Raw genomic sequence first — 17,928 nt, 5'->3', positions numbered from 1 at the left:
CAGTTCAATCCGTTGTCACTTGAATATCTTCAAGCAAAAGGAAATGCGATGACGACATCACCATCGACGACCGGCACCGATTTCGAAAAGCTGGTGGCGCTGGAGGAGAGGCAGGTTAGGTGCCCGTTCGGTGCCTATAACCAGCTCCGAGAGAAGGCCCCGGTTGCGTGGGACGAGCGGCTCCGGGCATGGGTGCTGACCAGGCATGCCGACATCAAGGCAGTCGCCGGCGATTCCGAAACCTTCTCGAGTCGCAGCGCCAGCGGCAACAGTTCGGTGACGGCGCTCGCCCACCGGGTTATCGAAGACGACTCGTACAGCGAAACCACCAAGGCCCAGGCTCGACGCCGTCTCGACCTCAGCGCCTCGCCAGCGCTGCTCAACTGCGACCCGCCACATCACAAGCGGCAGCGTCGGCTTGTGCAATCAGCTTTCGCTCGCGGCCGCGTCCTCGAGATGGAGGACGATATTGCCCGCTTGACCCATAAGCTGATCGATAACTGGATCGACCGCGGCGAGGTCGACTTCATCCGCGAATTCACGCTGCCGCTGCCGATGACGGTTATTGCGAAAATACTCGGAGTTCCGCCATCTCGGATGGCCGAGTTCAAGGAATGGTCAGACGCTTTCACCAAGGGCGTGGGGTCACTCGAGCTTCCGACTAGCCAGATCGTTCAGCTGTTCCAGTCCGTCGATGACTTCTACTCCTACTTCACCGAGCAGTTGGAGCTGCGTCGATCGCACCCCTGCGATGACCTTCTAACAGGCCTGGTCGAGGCTCGCTTCGAGGACGATCAGCCGCTGACCACCGACGAATGTCTTCAGATGCTGGTTGTCTTCCTTGTCGGCGGGAACGAGACCACTACGAACCTGTTGGGGTCGAGCATCCTCCGCCTGGTCGTCGCCCCGGACCTGCGGGCATCGGTCACTGCCGACCGCGGATTGATACCTGCTCTGATCGAGGAGGTGCTGAGATTGCACTCTCCGATCCAAGGACTCTTCCGCACCGCGACTCGTGATGTGACAGTCGGCGGTCAGAGTGTCAGCGCCGGCGAAAACCTCTATCTTGCTTGGGGAGCAGGCAATCACGATGCTGACCGGTTCCCCGATCCCGACAACGTTGACTTGAACCGTGGACGGGCGACCGGTCATCTCGCGTTCGGGCATGGCGAGCACACATGTCTTGGCGCAAACCTCGCACGTAGCGAGACCAGGATTGCACTGAATGTGCTGCTGGACCGCCTGACCGACTTCGAGATCGGCGGGGTTGCAGACCATCCACGCCACCCTAGTTTCGTGCTGCACGGACCGGCAGCCATTACGCTTCGGTTCCGGAAAGTCGAAGCTCGAGGGCCTGTGTCCTCGACATCAGCGGTCTCGGAGAAACCGGCGGCTTCATCGCGATGACCGTCTTTTCGGACTACGTTTTCAGCCGTCTTGCCTTGTGTGCCAGGGATTCCGGTAAACCGGTTCCATCTTTGAAACTGCCACTCCGACTCGGTCCAGTGGCAGATTCAGTCCCTGTCAGCCCGTCGGACAGCTACTGCTGACCGCCGGTGTGCCGAACTGGCTGGGGCTCCGGATCCGGTGGCGTAAATGTCTAGTGATAGATAGTATATATTTCAGCTAACTGGTTGCTGCATGCGTCGGTCGGCGCGTGTCGTGTGCAAATCGGGTCTAACCCAGTCCTGCCGAGCGTTCGACGGTGCCTTACAGAGCCGCTTGCTTGTTCATGCGCTGCTCGTGTGCGCATCGTGTCCTTGAATCGGAGGGAGCTCACTGTGTGTGTCCGAACAACTGCTGGTCGACGGGATGGTCGATGAACTCACGACCTGCCACAGCTTCTGTGCTGCCCCGGCTTGCGACTCTCGACAACCTGCGCGATGTCGCAGGGGAAGGGGCGGGCTATCCCGCCGCCGAAGGCAGCCTTCGCCGCGGAGTCTTATATCGTTCCAACCGGATCGAGGTGTCGCCACAGGATCTCACCGTTCTCGAGGGGCTGGGGCTCGAGGCGATTCACGATCTGAGGGAGGAGCATGAGATCGCCGCCCATCCCAACACGCCGGTGGCCGGCGCGGCTTGGCACCATCATCCGGTACCAGGAATCCCTCAGGAAGAGGTCGCGGCCCTGTCCGATGCGGACGAGACGTACGCCGCGATGCTCGAGAACTACCGTACCTTCGTGAGCGACCCGCGGTGTCGACGTGGGTTTGCTGATCTGCTGAGCGCTATCGCCTCGATCGAGGGGCCGCAGTTGTTTCATTGCTCGGCGGGTAAGGACCGCACGGGTTGGGCGACTATTCTCATCCACCACATCGCCGGTGTCGAGCCAGGCGCGACGATTGTCGACTATCTCCTCACCGACGAGTACGCCGTGAACAGTCGCAAGGCGACACTCGATTCGATACTCGAGAACGTCGGCCCCGGCCGGGCGCCGGCATACGAACCTGCGTTTCGTTGCGATACGAGATATCTCGATACCGCGTTAGCGGAGGTCGAGAAGCTGTACGGCGATATGGACGGCTACCTCGAGATCGGGCTCGGGCTGACAGATCGCGAACTGCGAATCCTGCGCAGTCGCTTGGTACGCGCCCAGTAGAGCGCCGATTCGGTGTGTGGTGGCGGGCGCGGATTCCGGTTCCTGTGCACCACACCGCATGTCGACGCCCCGTAAGCGCTCGTGCATCGACGTGGCGCGAGCGCCCTTAGCTTCCTGTGTGGTGAATCCCACGGCGGCGCGGCTCTCTAAGCGCGATAGTCTACTGATAGACTATCGCAAAATAGACTTATGTACCGTTCTGATTGGGGCATTACCCATGGGCCCACACGCCGAAAACAGTTGTGTAGCGAGAGCTTTGCGTGGACCACAGGGGCGCCGGTGAGCGCCCAGTCGCTGTTCGTCCTTTCTTTGGCAATCGGCGCCGATATCACTCTGATAGCCCTGTTCGTTACCTGGCTCCGGGCCGACACGCGAGTGCGTCGCCCCGTCGACACGTCGGCGGGGTGCGGCTCGACGATGGTTGTCGAGCACAGCCCAGCGAGGCAGGAGCATCTCGGGCTCGGGCATGAGATCCCTCTCGAACCCTGCGATGTCGGTGCTGCGCACAGGGTTATGCAGCTACACCGTTCCTGCCGCTTGGACTCGTGTGCCAACAAGCGCCACGCATTCGAGACGCTGGTGGACGCGGGAAAGCTCGTCCCGGATGCACGTGCCGAGCGACAGCTTCACCGGATTTGAGCTGGTTGACCTCGACTGTCCTCGAATCAGGCAGATTCGCTGTCGGGCACGTCGGCGTTCGACTTGGCCCGGGACCGCTGTTTGCCATTCTGCTGCGGTGCGGGCGGGATGTCGCCGGCGGAGGCGCGGAGGTCGGCCAGGAGTTCGAGGAGACGGCTTACGTCTTCGGACGATGCATTTCCCAATCCGAAGCCGATTTCGGTCAGGCTGTTGTTGGCCTTCAGGACGAGTTTGCGACCCGTCGGAGTGATCGTCACACAGGTGGCACGTCGATCGGTCGGATGCGGCTTCCGGCTGATCAACCGCCGCTTTTGGAGCCGGTCCGTCGCCAGAGTCGCCGTCGTGGCGTGGATCATCAGGCTACGTGCGAGGTTGCTGATCAGTCGTGTGCCGTTGTCGCTCAACTGAAGAGTCATCAGTAGCAGGTAGTCGGTGAGGTTGAGACGCTGTTTGCGCAGTTGCGCCTCGACCGGGTCGATCACCAGGCGCTGGTAGCGCAGCAGCGAAGACAGCGCGAGAAACCGCTGTTCGTCGCCCTCCAGTCCCTGCTCCTGCCAGTAGTGATGTGCCCAACTCACGGGATCGGTGGTGTCGGGCGTTGCAGTCTTGTTCTGCTGCGCAGTGGCCATGAGAGTCCCTATGGTCGGTTGGTGATCGGACGCCTGCGTCGTCGGTATTCGTAAAGTGAATAGTCTAGCGGTCGCACATGTCGTTTGCCGACCGCAGGCGCACTGCGTCCGCTTGATTTCTGTGACGTCGAGCCGCGGCGTCGGCCTTGAATGGCCCGACGGACAAGTCCCAGCAGATCGGTAGCAACCGGATGATGGGTGGGATCTGTTGTGCCGCAGAAGTATCAGCCGACGAGGAACGGAGGTGAGGGTGGGGCCGACTTGTTCTCAGTGGGGAACAGCGACCCCGTCCCAGTCCAGCAACTCCCATCCGTCACGGGGATTGCCGCTGACACTGATATGACCGGTATTGCCCAGGGGATGCGTTTTCAGGAGGTCGCTCTGAGGGTTCTTCACGTTCATGAGTGTCCAAATCATGATCGACCCACCGTGGGCGACGGCGATGGGGTGGCGGTCTCCGCTGTCGTAAATGTCCTGAATTGCTTCGTCGAAGCGGCGGTCGAACTCATTGCCGTCGATAGAACCGGGGATCCGCTCGCTTCTTCGGCCGTCCAGCCATGCGATAGGCGCTCGGAAGTAGGTGCTCTGCGCGGTCGCTTCCGGTTGGTGTTCGTATTGCCCAGCCTCGATTTCGCGGAGGCCGGCGAGTACACGTACCGGCTTGTGGACCGACTGGGCGATATATTCGGCGGTCTCCTGGGTTCGGATCATGGTCGAAGCGAAAACGCCGTCGACGCCCTGATCGGCAAACGTGGCGGCGGCGGCTCGGGCCTGAGCTCGACCTAGATCGGTGAGGTCCGGTCCGGGCGTGGACGTATCTATCAGCCCGGAAGCATTGCCGGCTGATTCACCGTGACGGACGAACGTGATGGTAATGGCACGGTCATCGCCGGCTCGAGCTGTTGTCGAATGCGTCGTGTCTTGGGACGATGCGGCGCAAGCGGTCAATACGGTGGCGGCCAAAGCCAACGACACTGTGCGGGCGAGTGCGGACAAATGCATGGTGACGTGACACCTCGTTGAGGGCGGAGGAGTAATCGGGCTTGGTCAACTGTGCTGAGGGGCATGAGCCGCGGCGAGCAGATATTCGAGCAGGCAGACGAGAACCTGTTTGCTCGAGGTGCGTTCCCGTGCGTCGCACATGACGATCGGAACGCCGGCCGGTAGGTCCAGAGCGGTACGTACCTCGTCGTCGAAGTAGATATCGGCGTCGTCAAAGCAGTTGACAGCGATGATGAAGGGTATCGATCGGGACTCGAAGAAATCGACCGCTGCGAAACTGTCGTCGATCCGGCGGGTGTCGACTACCACAATCGCGCCGATCGCGCCGACCGAAAGCTCTTGCCACATGAACCAGAATCGGTCCTGACCAGGGGTGCCGAACAGGTACAGCACTGCTCTGTTGTCGATCGTGATACGGCCGAAGTCCAGCGCCACGGTAGTCGTGGTCTTCGATTCCACACCGCTGAGGTCATCGATGCTGGAGCCCAGTGCCGACAATCGCTCTTCGGTGCGCAAAGGTGCAATCTCGCTCACCGATCCGACGAAGGTCGTTTTGCCGACCGCGAAGCCCCCCGCGACCAACACCTTCATGGTTTCGAAAGCGCCGAAAAAGTCGCGGCTTTCAGAGTTTGCGAACACCGTCGAGCACCGCCTGGAGGAGAAAGGGATCGGCCGTTCCGCGCGGTGGCGGTGTCCTGACTATGACGTGGCCGGAGGTGATCAAATCACTTACGAGTACTTTCACGACCGCGAGCAGCAGTTTGAGATAGGCGGCGATTTCGGCGATCGACAACGGTTTGCCTTGGCACAATCGCACTATCTCGGCGTATTCGCGGTCGGGTGCGGGCAGATCGGTCTCCGGCCGGACGGCGATCACGAGCGTGAGCATGTCCAAACCGTGCACATTTCTTCCCGCTCGGCCGCGGGTCACCGCGAACGCCCGCACCAACGGTCCTGGATCGTGGTCCGCAGACCACAGATCGTCGCCACTCACCGCGGAAAGGGCGCTGTCGTGACGCCAGGGAAAGATCGCGCGTCAGCCGACATATGATCGTGCACCTGGCCGACCATGACATTGAGTTCGTAGGCGACCATTCCGAGGTCGGCGTCGATCGATGCCAGCAGCGCCAGACACGCTCCGAAGCCGGCTTCGGTGACGACGAGATAGCCTCCCTCCAGTTCGATCACGGTCTGTTGCAGGTTTCCCTTCTCGAAACGCGCGCCGACGCCACGGCCCAAACTGTGCAGTGCTGAGGCCATCGCCGCGAGATGCTCCGCGTTTTCCGTTACAAGACCGCGAGAGGACGCCATGGCAAGCCCATCAGCCGACAGCACCAGTGCGTGCTCAGCTTCGGGTAATCGGTCGAGGAGTGAGTCGAGAAGCCAATCGAGCGCGGGTTTCGCGGACTGCAGCGCTGCCTTGTCATTCATTGTCGATCCTCCGAATCCTCTGTGGCTGGGCGGATGTCGTGCGTCGTGCCTGTTGCGTGCCTTGTTGGAAAGAGGCCATCGCCCCTCTCACCACCGCGGCATCCCGTCGGCGCTCGGCGGTGCGATTCGAAGGTGGTGCGGCCTGCTCATCCAGCCGCAGCTGAGGTGCCAAGTGGGTCTGCCGGCGTCGGCGGGGCAATTGAGGCCGACCCGGAAGGGGCACACGGGGCGAGCTCACGTCGAGCGAGTGCGCCGACGCCTCGCCGGGTTCTCTTTCGATTCGTTGTATGACGTCGACGGCGGGGGCCAGGGACGGCGGAGCACTCGCGAGCACGCCGGATGTGCGGTGGGCCTCGGGTCTGGGAACTGGTGGGGGGTCCATGGGGATTCGAGGTCTCGAGGCCGGCACTTCGCTGTGGGATTCCGCTTGCAGGAGTTCGGAGCGGATCAGGGCGACGGCGGTCGTTCCACCGTATGCCGATTCATGCAGGGTGACCATGATGTTGTGCCGCGCGGCCAGCCGGCCGACCACGAACAAACCCAGATGCCGGCGCCCCGCCAATGCCATCTCCTGGAATTCCGGAGGGTTGCGCAACAGCTCGTTCAGGCGGTCCCTCTCCTCGGCGCGGATTCCCAGGCCCTGGTCCTCGACCTCGACCGCGACACCGTTACCGACGGTGCTCCCGCGGACGGTGACCAGGGATTGCGGCGGGGAGAATGTCGCTGCGTTGTCGATGAGTTCTGCAAGTAGGTGAATCAGGTCGGCGACGGCGCCGCCGAGTACATGGACCGCTGGCAGGCGAACGGTGGTGACGCGGGCGAAATCTTCGGTCTCGGATACCGCGCTACGAACGATATCTTCCAACGGGACAGGGTCATGCCAACGTCGACCGGGTTGCGCGCCACCGAGGATCAAGAGGTTTTCGGCATTCCGCCGGGCTCGGGTCGCGAGATGGTCCAAGCGAAACAGCAATTCGAGATGCTCGGGGTCGTCCTGTTTGCCTTCTGCGAGATCGAGGATGTCCAGCTGCCTGCGGACCACCGTCTGGCTGCGGTGCGCGATGTCGAGGAACACTTTGTTGAAACCGTCCCGGGTGCGGGCCTCCGCTGCTGCGGCGTCCACTGCGGCTCGCTGTGCGACACCGAAAGCGTACGCAACCGAGCCGATCTCATCGTCACCGGCATCCAATGTGGTGGTCTCCAGATCCAGGTCGACCTCTTCTCCGCCGTGGATCCGGCGCAGGATCGAGGGAAGTTGCTCGTTCGCAAGCTCCAAACTTCGCGATCGCAGCGAGCTGAGCCGCCTGATGAGCCGGTTGGCCAGGAGAAGAGCGCAGGCGAAGGCTACCGCCGCGACAACGGTTATCGCCGCGGTGGTCAGCAGAGTCTGTGTGAGGAGGCGGGAAGCGGCATCTACTGCGAGTTGTGTCGCATATCGACCATGGTCGTGAAACAGCGCGACCAGTTGCGAGCCCACGGCGGCTTCTGCGTCGCGCCACTCGTGTGCGGGGATGTTGAGTGTGCCGTCGCTGGCGAATTGGTCTTCCCCGGTGACCGAGGTGCGCCATTGCGGGCTGTCGGTGAGAGCGCGATATGCGGCTCGGCCGTCGTCGGTGAGGCTCGTGACCGAGCCTTCGAGCTGCTGGCGGTACGCGCCCGTGAATTGGCCGACGCGATGTCGGTCGGCGGAAGTCGGGGCGCCGGCGGCCAACGCCGACATCGCTGTCGCCACTGCTCGCGAATGCAGATCTGCCACCTGGACCAGATGCGCGGTCGTCATCTGCTCGGCCGCTGCGACTGCGTCGGGTGTGTGCCGCGCCGAGCCCTGCAGTCCGAGGACGACGATGCCGGTGATGGTGGCGAAGTAGTCGTCCACCGCCGTGGTGTCGGTTCGCCCGGTGTCGACGGCGGCCCGAATTTGCGGCAGCTGGGTGGCGACTGCGGTAAAGGCCGGTGTCGACTTCGACACCGCGTCGGGATTGAGAGTATTCATCTCGCGAGCGACCAGGTTCAGCTCGGAAAACACGCGATCGATGTCTGCGCGCTGGCGAGCCAGGTCTGTCGCCGCGCCCCGGTCGCCGGCCAATGCCAGCAGGCTGGCGGCGCGTTCGTTCTGCGCGGCGGTCGCGAGGTGTGCTGCCAGGTCCATCTGGCGGCCCAAATATTCCGACCACTTCTTCGCCGCATGGGCGTCCGCGGCAAGACGCGTGACCGTAACTCCGCCGGTGACTACCAACGCCATGCACGGAACGAGTGCGATGGCCAACACCCGGGCGCGGATCCCGTGTGGACGGAACCGGCTGCGGGCACCGCTGCGTCTCGATATCCCGATCATGCGCTTACGCCCCGGTCGACACCGCTTTCCTGCGGCGTAGTTCTCATGCCGGAAGACGGTAGATCCACCGATGTGATTTGTCTATAGATTGACTATTTTTTAATAGAGTGTTTCGGTCCGGCTGCTCGATCGGCGCTCCCGGCGACCGGGGGAACCTGTGTCAGGGGCGAGACCCCGGCTCGATATGTATTGTTGATAGATAGTATATGTCTAGACTAAAGTGCGTAGCGATCTTATAATGACGAGGAGGTGCCGTGCTCGCGCAGATCGAAGCCGTCGACGCTACGGCGACTGTGACCGGTGTCCATCGAGCTCTGGTGCTCGAACTCGAAGGCGCGCAATCCGACCGGGCTCAGCAGTCGCATGTTCTCGAGGTCGCGGACGCGCTGTTTCACCGCGCGGTGCTGACCGATTTGCTGCCCGCTCGTCGCGCGGACGCCTGCGACGAGGTGGCGGAGGTGATGGCAGCCGTAGCGCCGTGGGCCGATCTGGACCCTCGCCGTGATCCGTACCGAACCGTCGCCGAAGCTGCGGAAGCGCTGGCAGCGGGAGATCTCGTGGCGGATGACGTGGTGGTGCGCGTTCTGCGCCTCCTGGCGCGCACGGAACTTCCGGAACTGGGTTCCTCAGGACCTGTCGAACGACTGAAAACCGAAGCGACCGTGATGAATTGGCTCGGCAAGCAGACCTCATCCGGCTTGAGTGTCGAGCAGGTCGAGAAGTATCTGCACGCGAAGACCGAGGAGCCGATTTCGGTGGAGTCGGTCGCCGAATTGTCGGGTGGATTCTCCAAAACCACGACCGCGGTGAGTCTGCGCCGCCCAGGCGGTGAGCGCGAGCAGATCGTGTTACGCCAGATCACCCCGGGACGCGACTCCCACACTCTAGCGGGGGAGTACGACGTCCTGCGCTTCGTCTGGAAACGCGGAGTGGCGGTCGCCGAGCCGTTGTGGATCGAACCTCAGACGAATGCTCTCGGCGGCCCGTTCTTCGCCTCGCGTCGTGCGGAGGGCGGCAATCTCGGTGACGTCTTCGGTCCGGACGAGGGCACAGGCCCGGGTGCGGCCGAGGAGTTGGCCCGGGCGCTGGCGAAGCTGCATACCATCGAGCTCGACGGTTTGCCGGGTACTCCGATCCCGCCGATGTCGACGCGAGCCGAGGTGCTCGCGGCCATTGATGAGCAGGAACGGCTGGTCGCCGCCGCTGACCCGGCCGGTGGCTTGGTGGTCCGGTCGCTGCAGGACCTGCTTTTCGCCTGGCTCAGAACGCATGCACCCGCTACGGTGCCCAGGCCCGTCTTGCTGCACGGCGATCCCGGTTTCCACAACATTCTTGTCCGCGAAGGGGCGTTGACGGCATTGCTGGATTGGGAGCGTGCCCGCGTCGGCGATGCCGCACAAGACCTTGCCTACGTTCGTCCCCACGTCACGCGCGTACAACCGTGGGCCGACTTCCTTCGCGTCTATCGAGAAGCGGGTGGAGAGGTGCCCGACGAAGACCGGTTGCGCTTCTACAGCGTGTGGCACGACGCGTGGAGATTCGTCGGCGCCTACCGCGGGCTCGGACGACTCGTCTCTCAGCCGCGCACGTTGCTGGACGGTGTTCTAGGTTTGCTGCACGCACCCAGGTTTCTGCTCAGTGGTGTGGAGAACGCATTCGAGGTGCGACTGTGAGTACCCGGGCGTTGCATTCACTGGATGAATCGCTGATGCATCAGGCGCCGTGGCCGTTTCGGTTCGCCGCCACTTCCGATCATCGCTTCTACGACAGATATTGGTTCGCGGGCGTGGACCCGCAAGGCCAGGCAGGGTTCCTCTCCGGCATGGCGTTCTACAAGAATATGCACGTCTGCGATGGATACGGCTCCGTCCAAACTGGCCGTCGCCAGCACAACGCCAGGTGGTCCCGGCCACTCGCCGCAGATCTCGAAACGACCGCCGTCGCCGATCTGACCGTCGAAGTTCTCGAACCCTACCGCCGGCTGCGAGTCCGGTGGTCGGGTGCGACGACGCCGCTGTCGGCGGACTTGGTCTACAGCTCCTCGTTCGACCCGTATACCGAGGAGCACTACCTCGACGCCAGTACAGGTCGAATCACGCAGGAAATAACTCGTTACAACCAGATCGGACGCTGGAACGGCTGGCTTCGCGTCGGCGAGGAACATATCGACGTCCGTGATTGGTGGGGCGTTCGAGACCACTCCTGGGGTGTACGGCCTGGCGTCGGCGGAATGGATCGGTCCGTCGCGGACCCTGCGGCGGGCCGAGCGGCGCCGATGCTGCACGCCGTTCTCTACTGCGCCACCGAGGACACTTCGATCTGTCTATCGCGAAGGGAGGACGCGGCCGGACGCGTAACCTACCTCGACGGCGAGGTCATCAGCTCGGACGGCACCCACGCTACGGTGATTCGGGCGGACCTGACGCCACACTTCATCAGCGGCGCCCGGGTGTACGAATCTGTCTTCCTGCACGTCGTGTGTGATGACGGGCGATCGTTCGACATCGAGGCCGTTCCGCTTCTCGAGCCGTGGGCCTACGCGGGAACCGGGTATGACGGAGGATTCGACGACGGCAGGGGGCTGGGTGTCCCGCGCGGCGATGTCGCGGAACACGACGTGTACGACCTACTTCCACCGGAGCGAGTTCTACTGAGCGGAAAACCGACCCCGAGCGGACATCGCGAGCAGTTCGCCCGGGTGCGTGTAGACGGTGTGCGAACCACGGGATACTGCACCGTGATGACCCGCGGCGCATTGCCGCATTACGGCCTGGAATAGCCTGCCGGCGCCGTAGTGAACAGCCGAAGCGAATAGCTGGACAGCGCCGTAGCATCTGCGGATGCTACGGCGCATCACTCAGCGGGCTGTGGCGGTTTGTTCGCCGCGTTGTGGGCGGGGTGTCTGCCACGGCATCAGCGAACGGGCGCCGAGCCCGCCGTCGACCGGTAGCACCACGCCGGTTACATATGCGCCGGCGGGCGCGGAGAGGAACAGCGCGGCGTTCGCGACGTCGGCAGCACTGCCGGCAGCCGGCGGCTCGGCTCGGCGCCACGCATCGGGAGCGGTATCGGCGGAAGGAAGCAGTTGCCGATTGCCGTCCCCGTGATCGACGGCAATGGTGCCGACCCGGATCGCGTTGCATCGAATACCGAGGTGTCCGTAGCCGATCGCTACCGATCGAGTCATAGCCTCGAGTCCGGCCTTGCCCGCGGCGTACACGTCGAAGCCGGGCATGGCCTGCGCGGCCGCGATGGACGATATGTTGACGATCGCTCCGGAGCCGGCTCGGACCATCGGCTCGAGGGCGTAGTGGGTCGTGAGAAAGCACGAGGTGAGAGTGCGATCGATCAGTTGTCGCCAGGCGCCGGGGGTAACGGTGCCGATCGGCCCGTCAACGTCTCGCGTGTGCAGCAGATCGGTCGGGCCCGCGTTGTTCACCAATACCTGAATCCCGCCGTGGCGTGTATCGCAGGCGTCGACCAGGGCGCGGACGTCGTTCTCGTCGGTGACATCGGCGCGGTAGAAAGTGAGGCCGTTCTGCTCCGCAACGGCTGTGCCGGTGTCCTCCGTTCGTCCGCAGATCACCACGTCCGCGCCGCGTTGCTGCATGAGCTGAGCAGTCGCGAGTCCGATACCTTTCGTTCCACCTGTAACCAGCACCGTCTTGCCGTCCAACCGAAACGGATCGTCCATGTTCCCTCCTAAGAACTCTAACTATCAATAGTTGTGTTATCTGGTACCGTCAACCGCAAGCGGCATCGAAGATGAAGAGGAGCGCTGCGTCATGGTGGACATCACGAAGCCGTGGGTGGTCGACAACGAGCTCAGCACGCGCTGGCCGGTCTATACACGCGCCAACGTCGCGGAGGTGGCGGGCACCGTCGCCACGCCTCTGTTCTGGACGATGATCGGTGGACCGCCGAACGAGCGCGAGTGGAAGCAAGCGCTGGCGGAGTTCGGTGCGTTCGACCTGGACGAATTTCGGCCCGACACTCTCGACATCCAGGGACTGGTGCACGGATACGTCTACCTGAACCTGTCGAATATGCGGACATTCGGTGCGCGAATGCCCGGCGCGACACCCGATCTCATGGATCGCACCTACCTCGGCGACACCAAGGCACCGGCCTACGTGCCTCATCCGGACGATGACAAGCCGGAATACACCCACCGCATTGTCGACACCATCGGCCGCGTGATGTCGGAGACCGAACGTCCGGACCTCGAGGAGCACCGGCTGCTGGCGGAGAAGCTGCGAGCGGAGCGCCCTGATCTGGCAGCGATGACGGACGCAGAATTACTGGAGCGGCAGCGCCACGTGCTTCGCGAAATCTATCCGCCCTTGCTGCGCACGCATCTGCGCATGGTGTACGAGGGTTCGGTGGTCACCGGAGCGCTCGAAGAGGCTCTTGCGCCGTTGGGAGAGCCGAGTCTTTCGGTAACGCTGATGAGCGGGCTCGGGAACGTGGCATCAGCCGCTCCGAACGAAGTCATGTGGCAATTGGGGCGTATGGCTCGAGAATCGGCGGCCGTCCGAGCGGAGTTCGAAGCCGGCCCAAGCGACCTGGAACGACGGCTGCGAGGATCTGCCGACCCCGAGGTCGCCGAATTCGTCGCCGGGTTCGATGACCTCTTGTACCGCTTCGGCTCCCGCTCGACGCAGGAGTGGGAAGCGAACGCGAAAACGTGGGAGTCGTTTCCTGCCATCCCGTTGGGCATGATCGACCGAATGCGGTTGCAGCCCCCCGAGAAGAGTCCGGCGGAGCAGGCACGTCGGTTGCGTGCCGAGCGTGAGGAGGCGCTGGCTCAGTTGTGCGAACACCTTGCGGGCACCCCGGAACTGGTCAGAATCGAGGCCGCGCTGCGGTCTGTGGCCGTCTACTCTCCGGCCCGTGAGCAGAGCAAGACCAACACCGTGCGGGTGCTGCACGAGGGGCGGCTTCCCATGGTCGAACTCGGCCGCAGATATGCCGCACAGGGACATTTCCGCCGACCGGACGACATCATGATGTTCCGCGAAGACGAACTCGACGCACTGATCGCGAATCCGGGCGGGTTCGGCGATCTGATAGCGGAACGCTGGGCGTGGTTCGACGAACTGTCCGAGCTCGAGCCGCCATTCATCATCGAAACGGGTAAGGTGCCGCCGGTTACCACGTGGGTCCGTCGAAAGGACCCGGTTGTCGATGTCGCGATGAGCGGCGAGGTGTTGAGCGGTCTCCCCGCCTGCGCCGGAGTCACCACGGGCATTGCGCGAGTCATCCTCGACCCGGAGGAGGCAGTCGACCTCGAGCCAGGGGAGGTTTTGGTAGCCCCGTTGACCGATCCTGGTTGGACACCGTTGTTCACGTCCGCGGAAGCTGTGGTTGTGAATGTCGGCGCGGTAATGAGCCATGCCGCGATCGTCAGCCGAGAGCTGGGCATTCCGTGTGTTCTAGGAGTGAAGGACGCGACCAAGCGCATCCGAACCGGGACCCGTCTGACGGTCGACGGTGGGGCCGGAACAGTCACGGTGCACTGATCGTGTAAGAGCGGAAGAACTGAAGCTCTCTGCGGCACGGTGCCTCTCATCCTCGCGAACGAGAGGCACCGTGTTGGGCCCAGCCTTACGACTTGTATTGCGTAGTCGAAACTTTCGGCTGCACCGCAGGCTACCGCGAAGGATGCGGTGGTTACGTTTGCCGGCGGACTTCGGTGCCCGGGATGGTGATCTTCGCATGGGTCAGGCTGAGGCACCGAGGCCCGTCTCTCAGACTCGTTCGAGAATTGTGACGATGCCCCGAGTGCCGTCGACGCGGATCGTATCTCCGTTGTGGATGACCTGCGAACCGTTACCGGTATTGATGACACACGGAATGCCCAGCTCTCGGGCGACGATGGCGCCGTGGCTGGCGGTACTCCCAATGTCGATGACAACGGCGTCGACGAGGGTGAACAACGGTGTCCAGCTCGGGTTCGTGCTGTAGCAAACCAGTATGTCGCCTTCGACGAACAGGTCTTCGTCCTCCTCGGCGGATCCGATAATTCGTGCACGTCCCTCTGCGACACCGTTGCTGGCTGCGATGCCGATCAGTTCTCGAACACCGTCGTCGCTCCCCGTGGTCTGCACTGGCTCGGGCACACCGTAAAAAGTCATCGGGAGTTGGACGGCCTGGTATTCCTTTCGGCGCTGCCGCCGGAATGCGACGAGTTCCCGCACATTGTCGGGGGTAGCGGTGAGTTCGTCGATCGTGAGAAAGAAGACGTCTTCGGCAGAGGTCAGCACTCCGCGACGCTCCAGATCGCTTCCGACGCGGCGCGCTGCGGCCCGGCAGCCGTCGAGCGCGATGTGGTAGCTCGCCTTGCCGAGTTCGAGGTTACGCACTTGCGTGGCCGCCTGGTCGAGCAGGAAACGCGTCAATCTCCGCTTGATCGGCGACATCTCGGCCATGAGGTCCCGCTCGGCCTGCTCACGAGCCGCGAACGCCGCCTTGCTTCGCGCGGCGCCGCCATCGGAGCCACGACCGGACATCGAGCGAAGGAGATTGTGAAGCGGTTGCTGATCTTCGCGCCATGAGCAGGTCCACACCATCCCTTCGTTCGGGCCGTAGAACCCGTGACGTTCGATGAATTCGGGCATGTCGATTTTCCCCGCGCCCAACGCCCAGATATCTTCGGCCAGAGCAGCTTCGGCCACTTCGCCGAACCCGGCGAACAACGCGAGCGCGAGATCTGGTCGTCCCGCCGTCTCCGCCTGCCCGACCAGGGCACCTTGGACACCTTGCAGAAATGTGCGCACCCTGATGTGCAAGCTCATCGTCTCGCGGAAGCGCTCTCCGGCCGCTCGCAAATCCGATAGCGGGTCACTCGAGCCATTGCCGTGCAGCACCTCTGCTCGCCACCACACGAGGGTTTCGTCGTGAAGCTGCTGCAAGTCGCGGTTCGTGCGGCGGTAGGTTCCCGGCAGTTTCCGAAGCATGGCCGGCACTCGACGATAACTGCCCTTTTCGTCCGGCATTCCGCTGCGCACCGTCCCGCAGATATCGCGCTCGAAGTCATTCGGTGAGGCTCCGGGCACAGATCCCATGAAGTTTCGAACGTAGTCGACATTGAGCGCGTGCCGCCCGTAGAACGGTGAGGTCTGGCGCAAATTCGGATCGTCGGGAAGATAGACGTCGCGAGGGCGCATGATCCCGAGGTCGCACCAGGCGCGGCGCACCGCGAGCTCGAAATTGTCCCAAACACTCCAGTCCAGGGCCGCGAGAATTCCCGGGGTGACCTCGCCGGTATTGGCGAGGGTCCAGAACCGGTCGGGCTCGGAGGTGACGTGCACCGGGTCGAACAGCGTGGGTGTCGCTGGAGTCAGCACTGACATTCGGAGAATCCCTTCGATCTGTCTGAGTCGGATATGGGTGCCAGGAGGGGTGAGCATGGCCGCAGACAGCCATCCACCTCGCGCCCGAGTGGGCCGCGCCCGATGTGATCGAAGGAGCGCAGTATTGGGGTTGGTGCACCGCGGACGAGATGTAACCGGTCGCGCCCTGAATTGCCGAGATGCGGGCGCGACCAGTCACTTGTTGATCAGTGTCAGGCCGGCTTGCCGTCAGGGCCGACCCGGTCGACGGGGAACCCTTCGTTCCAGGTCAGGCCGTCGACAAGCGTGCGAGTGTCTCCGTCGCGCCGGGACTTGCCGAGCTGGGCCCGGTATCCGGCCCATCGTGACTCGGAAAACTGTGTCATGCGGCCGTTCTTGGGGCCGTCCATCCGGTAGGTAGCGTCGCCCACCTTGAACGTCGCTTCGACCGGCCACCTATCGTCGTCCAGGTCGAACCATGCATCGGTGTCCGAGGTGAGCTCCACCTCCCCGGAACTCTGGATGACGACGCCGGGCGAGAAGCCGTTGCGGCCGGACACCAGGTGGCCCCACTCGTACGAACCATCGTCGAACTTGTTGCAGAAGACATGCCACATGATCTGGTAGTCCAGAAAGTATCCGTATTCTTTCCACTCGACTCCGTGCTTCCAGAAGGAGTTGTCGAACCAGATTGGACCCGACACTTCCTTGCCCTGGAACGTTCCGGTCATCCAGAAGCAGGTGCTGGTGTACAGCAGGGGCCGCTCGAGCGAGGGAATGAAGAATTGCATACCGAGGCCGGCCGATTCTCCCTCCATGTCGAGAATGTCGCCCTCGCTGTAGACGAGCCGATCCTGACTGAACTCGAGATCCATCGGCTGCTCACCTTCCGGAAAGCAGCCTTGGGGGAGGCGCTGGAACACAGGCTCGTGCCAACGCCGGGTTTTGCCGGTCAGCACTCGCTTGAGTTCACCGCGGGCACTGCGACCCGAGTCGGGGTGGACGTTCAGCTCGTTCTCCAGATTGCCGTCTTGAGTCATGACGAACAACCCTGAGGTGAGGGAACCGACGAAGTTGCGCTCCATGCAGTAGGTCAGTCCTTCGCCATCGCGGAAGAACCCATACAGCCACGACTTCTGCAGTCCGAGACCATGTTTCGCTGCGAGCAGGTCCATCTCGTCCGGGTCGGTCTCGAAAGCACCTACGACCGGTCGGGTAGCGAAGTCTCCGAGCTTCCAGCTCGTCGCCATGCTTGCCTCCTATGACAAAACTTGATTTTGTAATGTGATGGTAACCACTCTGCGGCAGTTATGTCTAGAGATGAACAATCGATAGAGCGAGGATCTGTCTATGGTCGATATGTCTACCCGCGATCACATCGTCGCGGTCGCTAAGAACGAGTTCCTCAGGGCCGGAATCGGTTCCACGCGGATGGACACCATCGCCGCGCGTGTCGGCATCGCACGGCCGAACGTGTACCGCTACTTCGGTCGCAAACAGGACCTGGTCAAAGAGGTGATTCTCCGAGAGGTGCGTGCGGTGAACCAGCTTCGCCGGCAACGACTGCCGGTTGAAGGGGAGGTACAAGACCTGATTCTCGCATCGCTGGTATCCGGTGCCCAACTCATCCGGGAGGACGGTTTCCTCTCTGTTGAACTGAGTCGCGACAGTGAGCAGATCACTTCGTTTCTCGTATCCAACGATGAGGATCTGCTCGCTACTCAGCAGGAGTATTGGGAGCCGATTCTGCGGCTGGGGAGAGAGCGAGGCGAGCTGAAGGAAGATCTGGACGACAGCCGAATCATCCGGTGGTTCATGTCCAGCAACTTCTGTCTTGTTGCGCTGCCGGAGATGTATCCGGGCGATCCGGCGGACTGGTTTGCGGACTTCGTCATCCCGCCGGTGTTGCAGGCAAACAAGAGAACTTAAGGCAGCGTCTGTGTGGCGGCGAATCGCTCT

The 17,928-nt window shown here is 62.8% G+C and carries 15 protein-coding genes; 6 read left to right on the top strand and 9 right to left on the bottom strand.

All coding sequences use genetic code 11. The features are described from left to right. The first annotated feature begins 48 nt into the window (after positions 1-48). Together ACPCUW_RS25480 and ACPCUW_RS25475 are read left to right on the top strand one after the other, a co-directional pair. On the top strand, positions 49-1,407 hold the full coding sequence (locus ACPCUW_RS25480; protein ID WP_423427555.1) for a cytochrome P450: 1,359 nt from the start codon (positions 49-51) through the stop codon (positions 1,405-1,407). Between the two features lie 412 nt (positions 1,408-1,819). Then, positions 1,820-2,599, top strand: a complete 780-nt coding sequence (locus tag ACPCUW_RS25475) for a tyrosine-protein phosphatase (protein ID WP_423427554.1) — start codon at positions 1,820-1,822, stop codon at positions 2,597-2,599. A gap of 665 nt (positions 2,600-3,264) precedes the next feature. Here the strand turns inward: ACPCUW_RS25475 and ACPCUW_RS25470 are convergent. The 6 genes from ACPCUW_RS25470 to ACPCUW_RS25445 form a co-directional block, all read right to left on the bottom strand. Then, positions 3,265-3,867: a MarR family winged helix-turn-helix transcriptional regulator gene (locus ACPCUW_RS25470; RefSeq protein ID WP_423427553.1), complete on the bottom strand. Its 603-nt coding sequence runs from the start codon at positions 3,865-3,867 to the stop codon at positions 3,265-3,267. A 267-nt stretch (positions 3,868-4,134) separates the two neighbouring features. Beyond that, a complete protein-coding gene (locus ACPCUW_RS25465) occupies positions 4,135-4,869 on the bottom strand; it encodes a histidine phosphatase family protein (RefSeq protein ID WP_423427552.1) in 735 nt (244 codons plus the stop codon). A 45-nt stretch (positions 4,870-4,914) separates the two neighbouring features. Beyond that, entirely contained in the window at positions 4,915-5,460 is a 546-nt protein-coding gene (locus ACPCUW_RS25460; protein WP_423427551.1) for a GTP-binding protein, read from the bottom strand. A 31-nt stretch (positions 5,461-5,491) separates the two neighbouring features. Beyond that, entirely contained in the window at positions 5,492-5,773 is a 282-nt protein-coding gene (locus ACPCUW_RS25455) for a DUF742 domain-containing protein (protein ID WP_423427550.1), read from the bottom strand. Between the two features lie 86 nt (positions 5,774-5,859). Next, on the bottom strand, positions 5,860-6,300 hold the full coding sequence (locus ACPCUW_RS25450) for a roadblock/LC7 domain-containing protein (protein WP_423427549.1): 441 nt from the start codon (positions 6,298-6,300) through the stop codon (positions 5,860-5,862). Then, a complete protein-coding gene (locus ACPCUW_RS25445; protein WP_423427548.1) occupies positions 6,293-8,542 on the bottom strand; it encodes a nitrate- and nitrite sensing domain-containing protein in 2,250 nt (749 codons plus the stop codon). Before ACPCUW_RS25445 ends, ACPCUW_RS25450 begins: the two co-directional genes overlap by 8 nt. A 347-nt stretch (positions 8,543-8,889) precedes the next feature. On the opposite strand from ACPCUW_RS25445, the gene ACPCUW_RS25440 reads away from it, so the two are divergent. Then, complete coding sequence (locus ACPCUW_RS25440; protein WP_423427546.1) at positions 8,890-10,308, top strand: phosphotransferase; 1,419 nt, start codon at positions 8,890-8,892, stop codon at positions 10,306-10,308. After that, positions 10,305-11,414 carry a hypothetical protein gene (locus tag ACPCUW_RS25435; protein WP_423427545.1) on the top strand — a complete coding sequence of 370 codons (1,110 nt, stop codon included), beginning with the start codon at positions 10,305-10,307 and terminating at the stop codon, positions 11,412-11,414. Before ACPCUW_RS25440 ends, ACPCUW_RS25435 begins: the two co-directional genes overlap by 4 nt. Before the next feature lie 78 nt (positions 11,415-11,492). Here the strand turns inward: ACPCUW_RS25435 and ACPCUW_RS25430 are convergent, their stop codons facing one another. After that, positions 11,493-12,329, bottom strand: a complete 837-nt coding sequence (locus ACPCUW_RS25430; RefSeq protein WP_423427543.1) for an SDR family NAD(P)-dependent oxidoreductase — start codon at positions 12,327-12,329, stop codon at positions 11,493-11,495. Positions 12,330-12,420: 91 nt separating this feature from the next. Here ACPCUW_RS25430 and ACPCUW_RS25425 point away from each other — a divergent pair, with 91 nt between their 5' ends. Next, on the top strand, positions 12,421-14,157 hold the full coding sequence (locus tag ACPCUW_RS25425) for a PEP-utilizing enzyme (protein ID WP_423427541.1): 1,737 nt from the start codon (positions 12,421-12,423) through the stop codon (positions 14,155-14,157). Positions 14,158-14,385: 228 nt separating this feature from the next. Here ACPCUW_RS25425 and ACPCUW_RS25420 read toward each other — a convergent pair whose 3' ends face one another. Both ACPCUW_RS25420 and ACPCUW_RS25415 read right to left on the bottom strand, forming a co-directional pair. Further along, positions 14,386-15,990, bottom strand: coding sequence for a PEP-utilizing enzyme (locus ACPCUW_RS25420; RefSeq protein ID WP_423427540.1), 1,605 nt, complete (start codon positions 15,988-15,990; stop codon positions 14,386-14,388). A gap of 212 nt (positions 15,991-16,202) precedes the next feature. Then, positions 16,203-17,219 carry a hypothetical protein gene (locus ACPCUW_RS25415; protein ID WP_423427538.1) on the bottom strand — a complete coding sequence of 339 codons (1,017 nt, stop codon included), beginning with the start codon at positions 17,217-17,219 and terminating at the stop codon, positions 16,203-16,205. A gap of 100 nt (positions 17,220-17,319) precedes the next feature. On the opposite strand from ACPCUW_RS25415, the gene ACPCUW_RS25410 reads away from it, so the two are divergent. Beyond that, positions 17,320-17,898, top strand: coding sequence for a TetR/AcrR family transcriptional regulator (locus tag ACPCUW_RS25410; protein ID WP_423427536.1), 579 nt, complete (start codon positions 17,320-17,322; stop codon positions 17,896-17,898). Positions 17,899-17,928: the final 30 nt, after the last annotated feature.

Source organism: Nocardia sp. AB354, assembly GCF_049538315.1.
Classification (GTDB): domain Bacteria; phylum Actinomycetota; class Actinomycetes; order Mycobacteriales; family Mycobacteriaceae; genus Nocardia; species Nocardia nova.
This window is presented reverse-complemented; position numbering and strand designations above follow the sequence as displayed.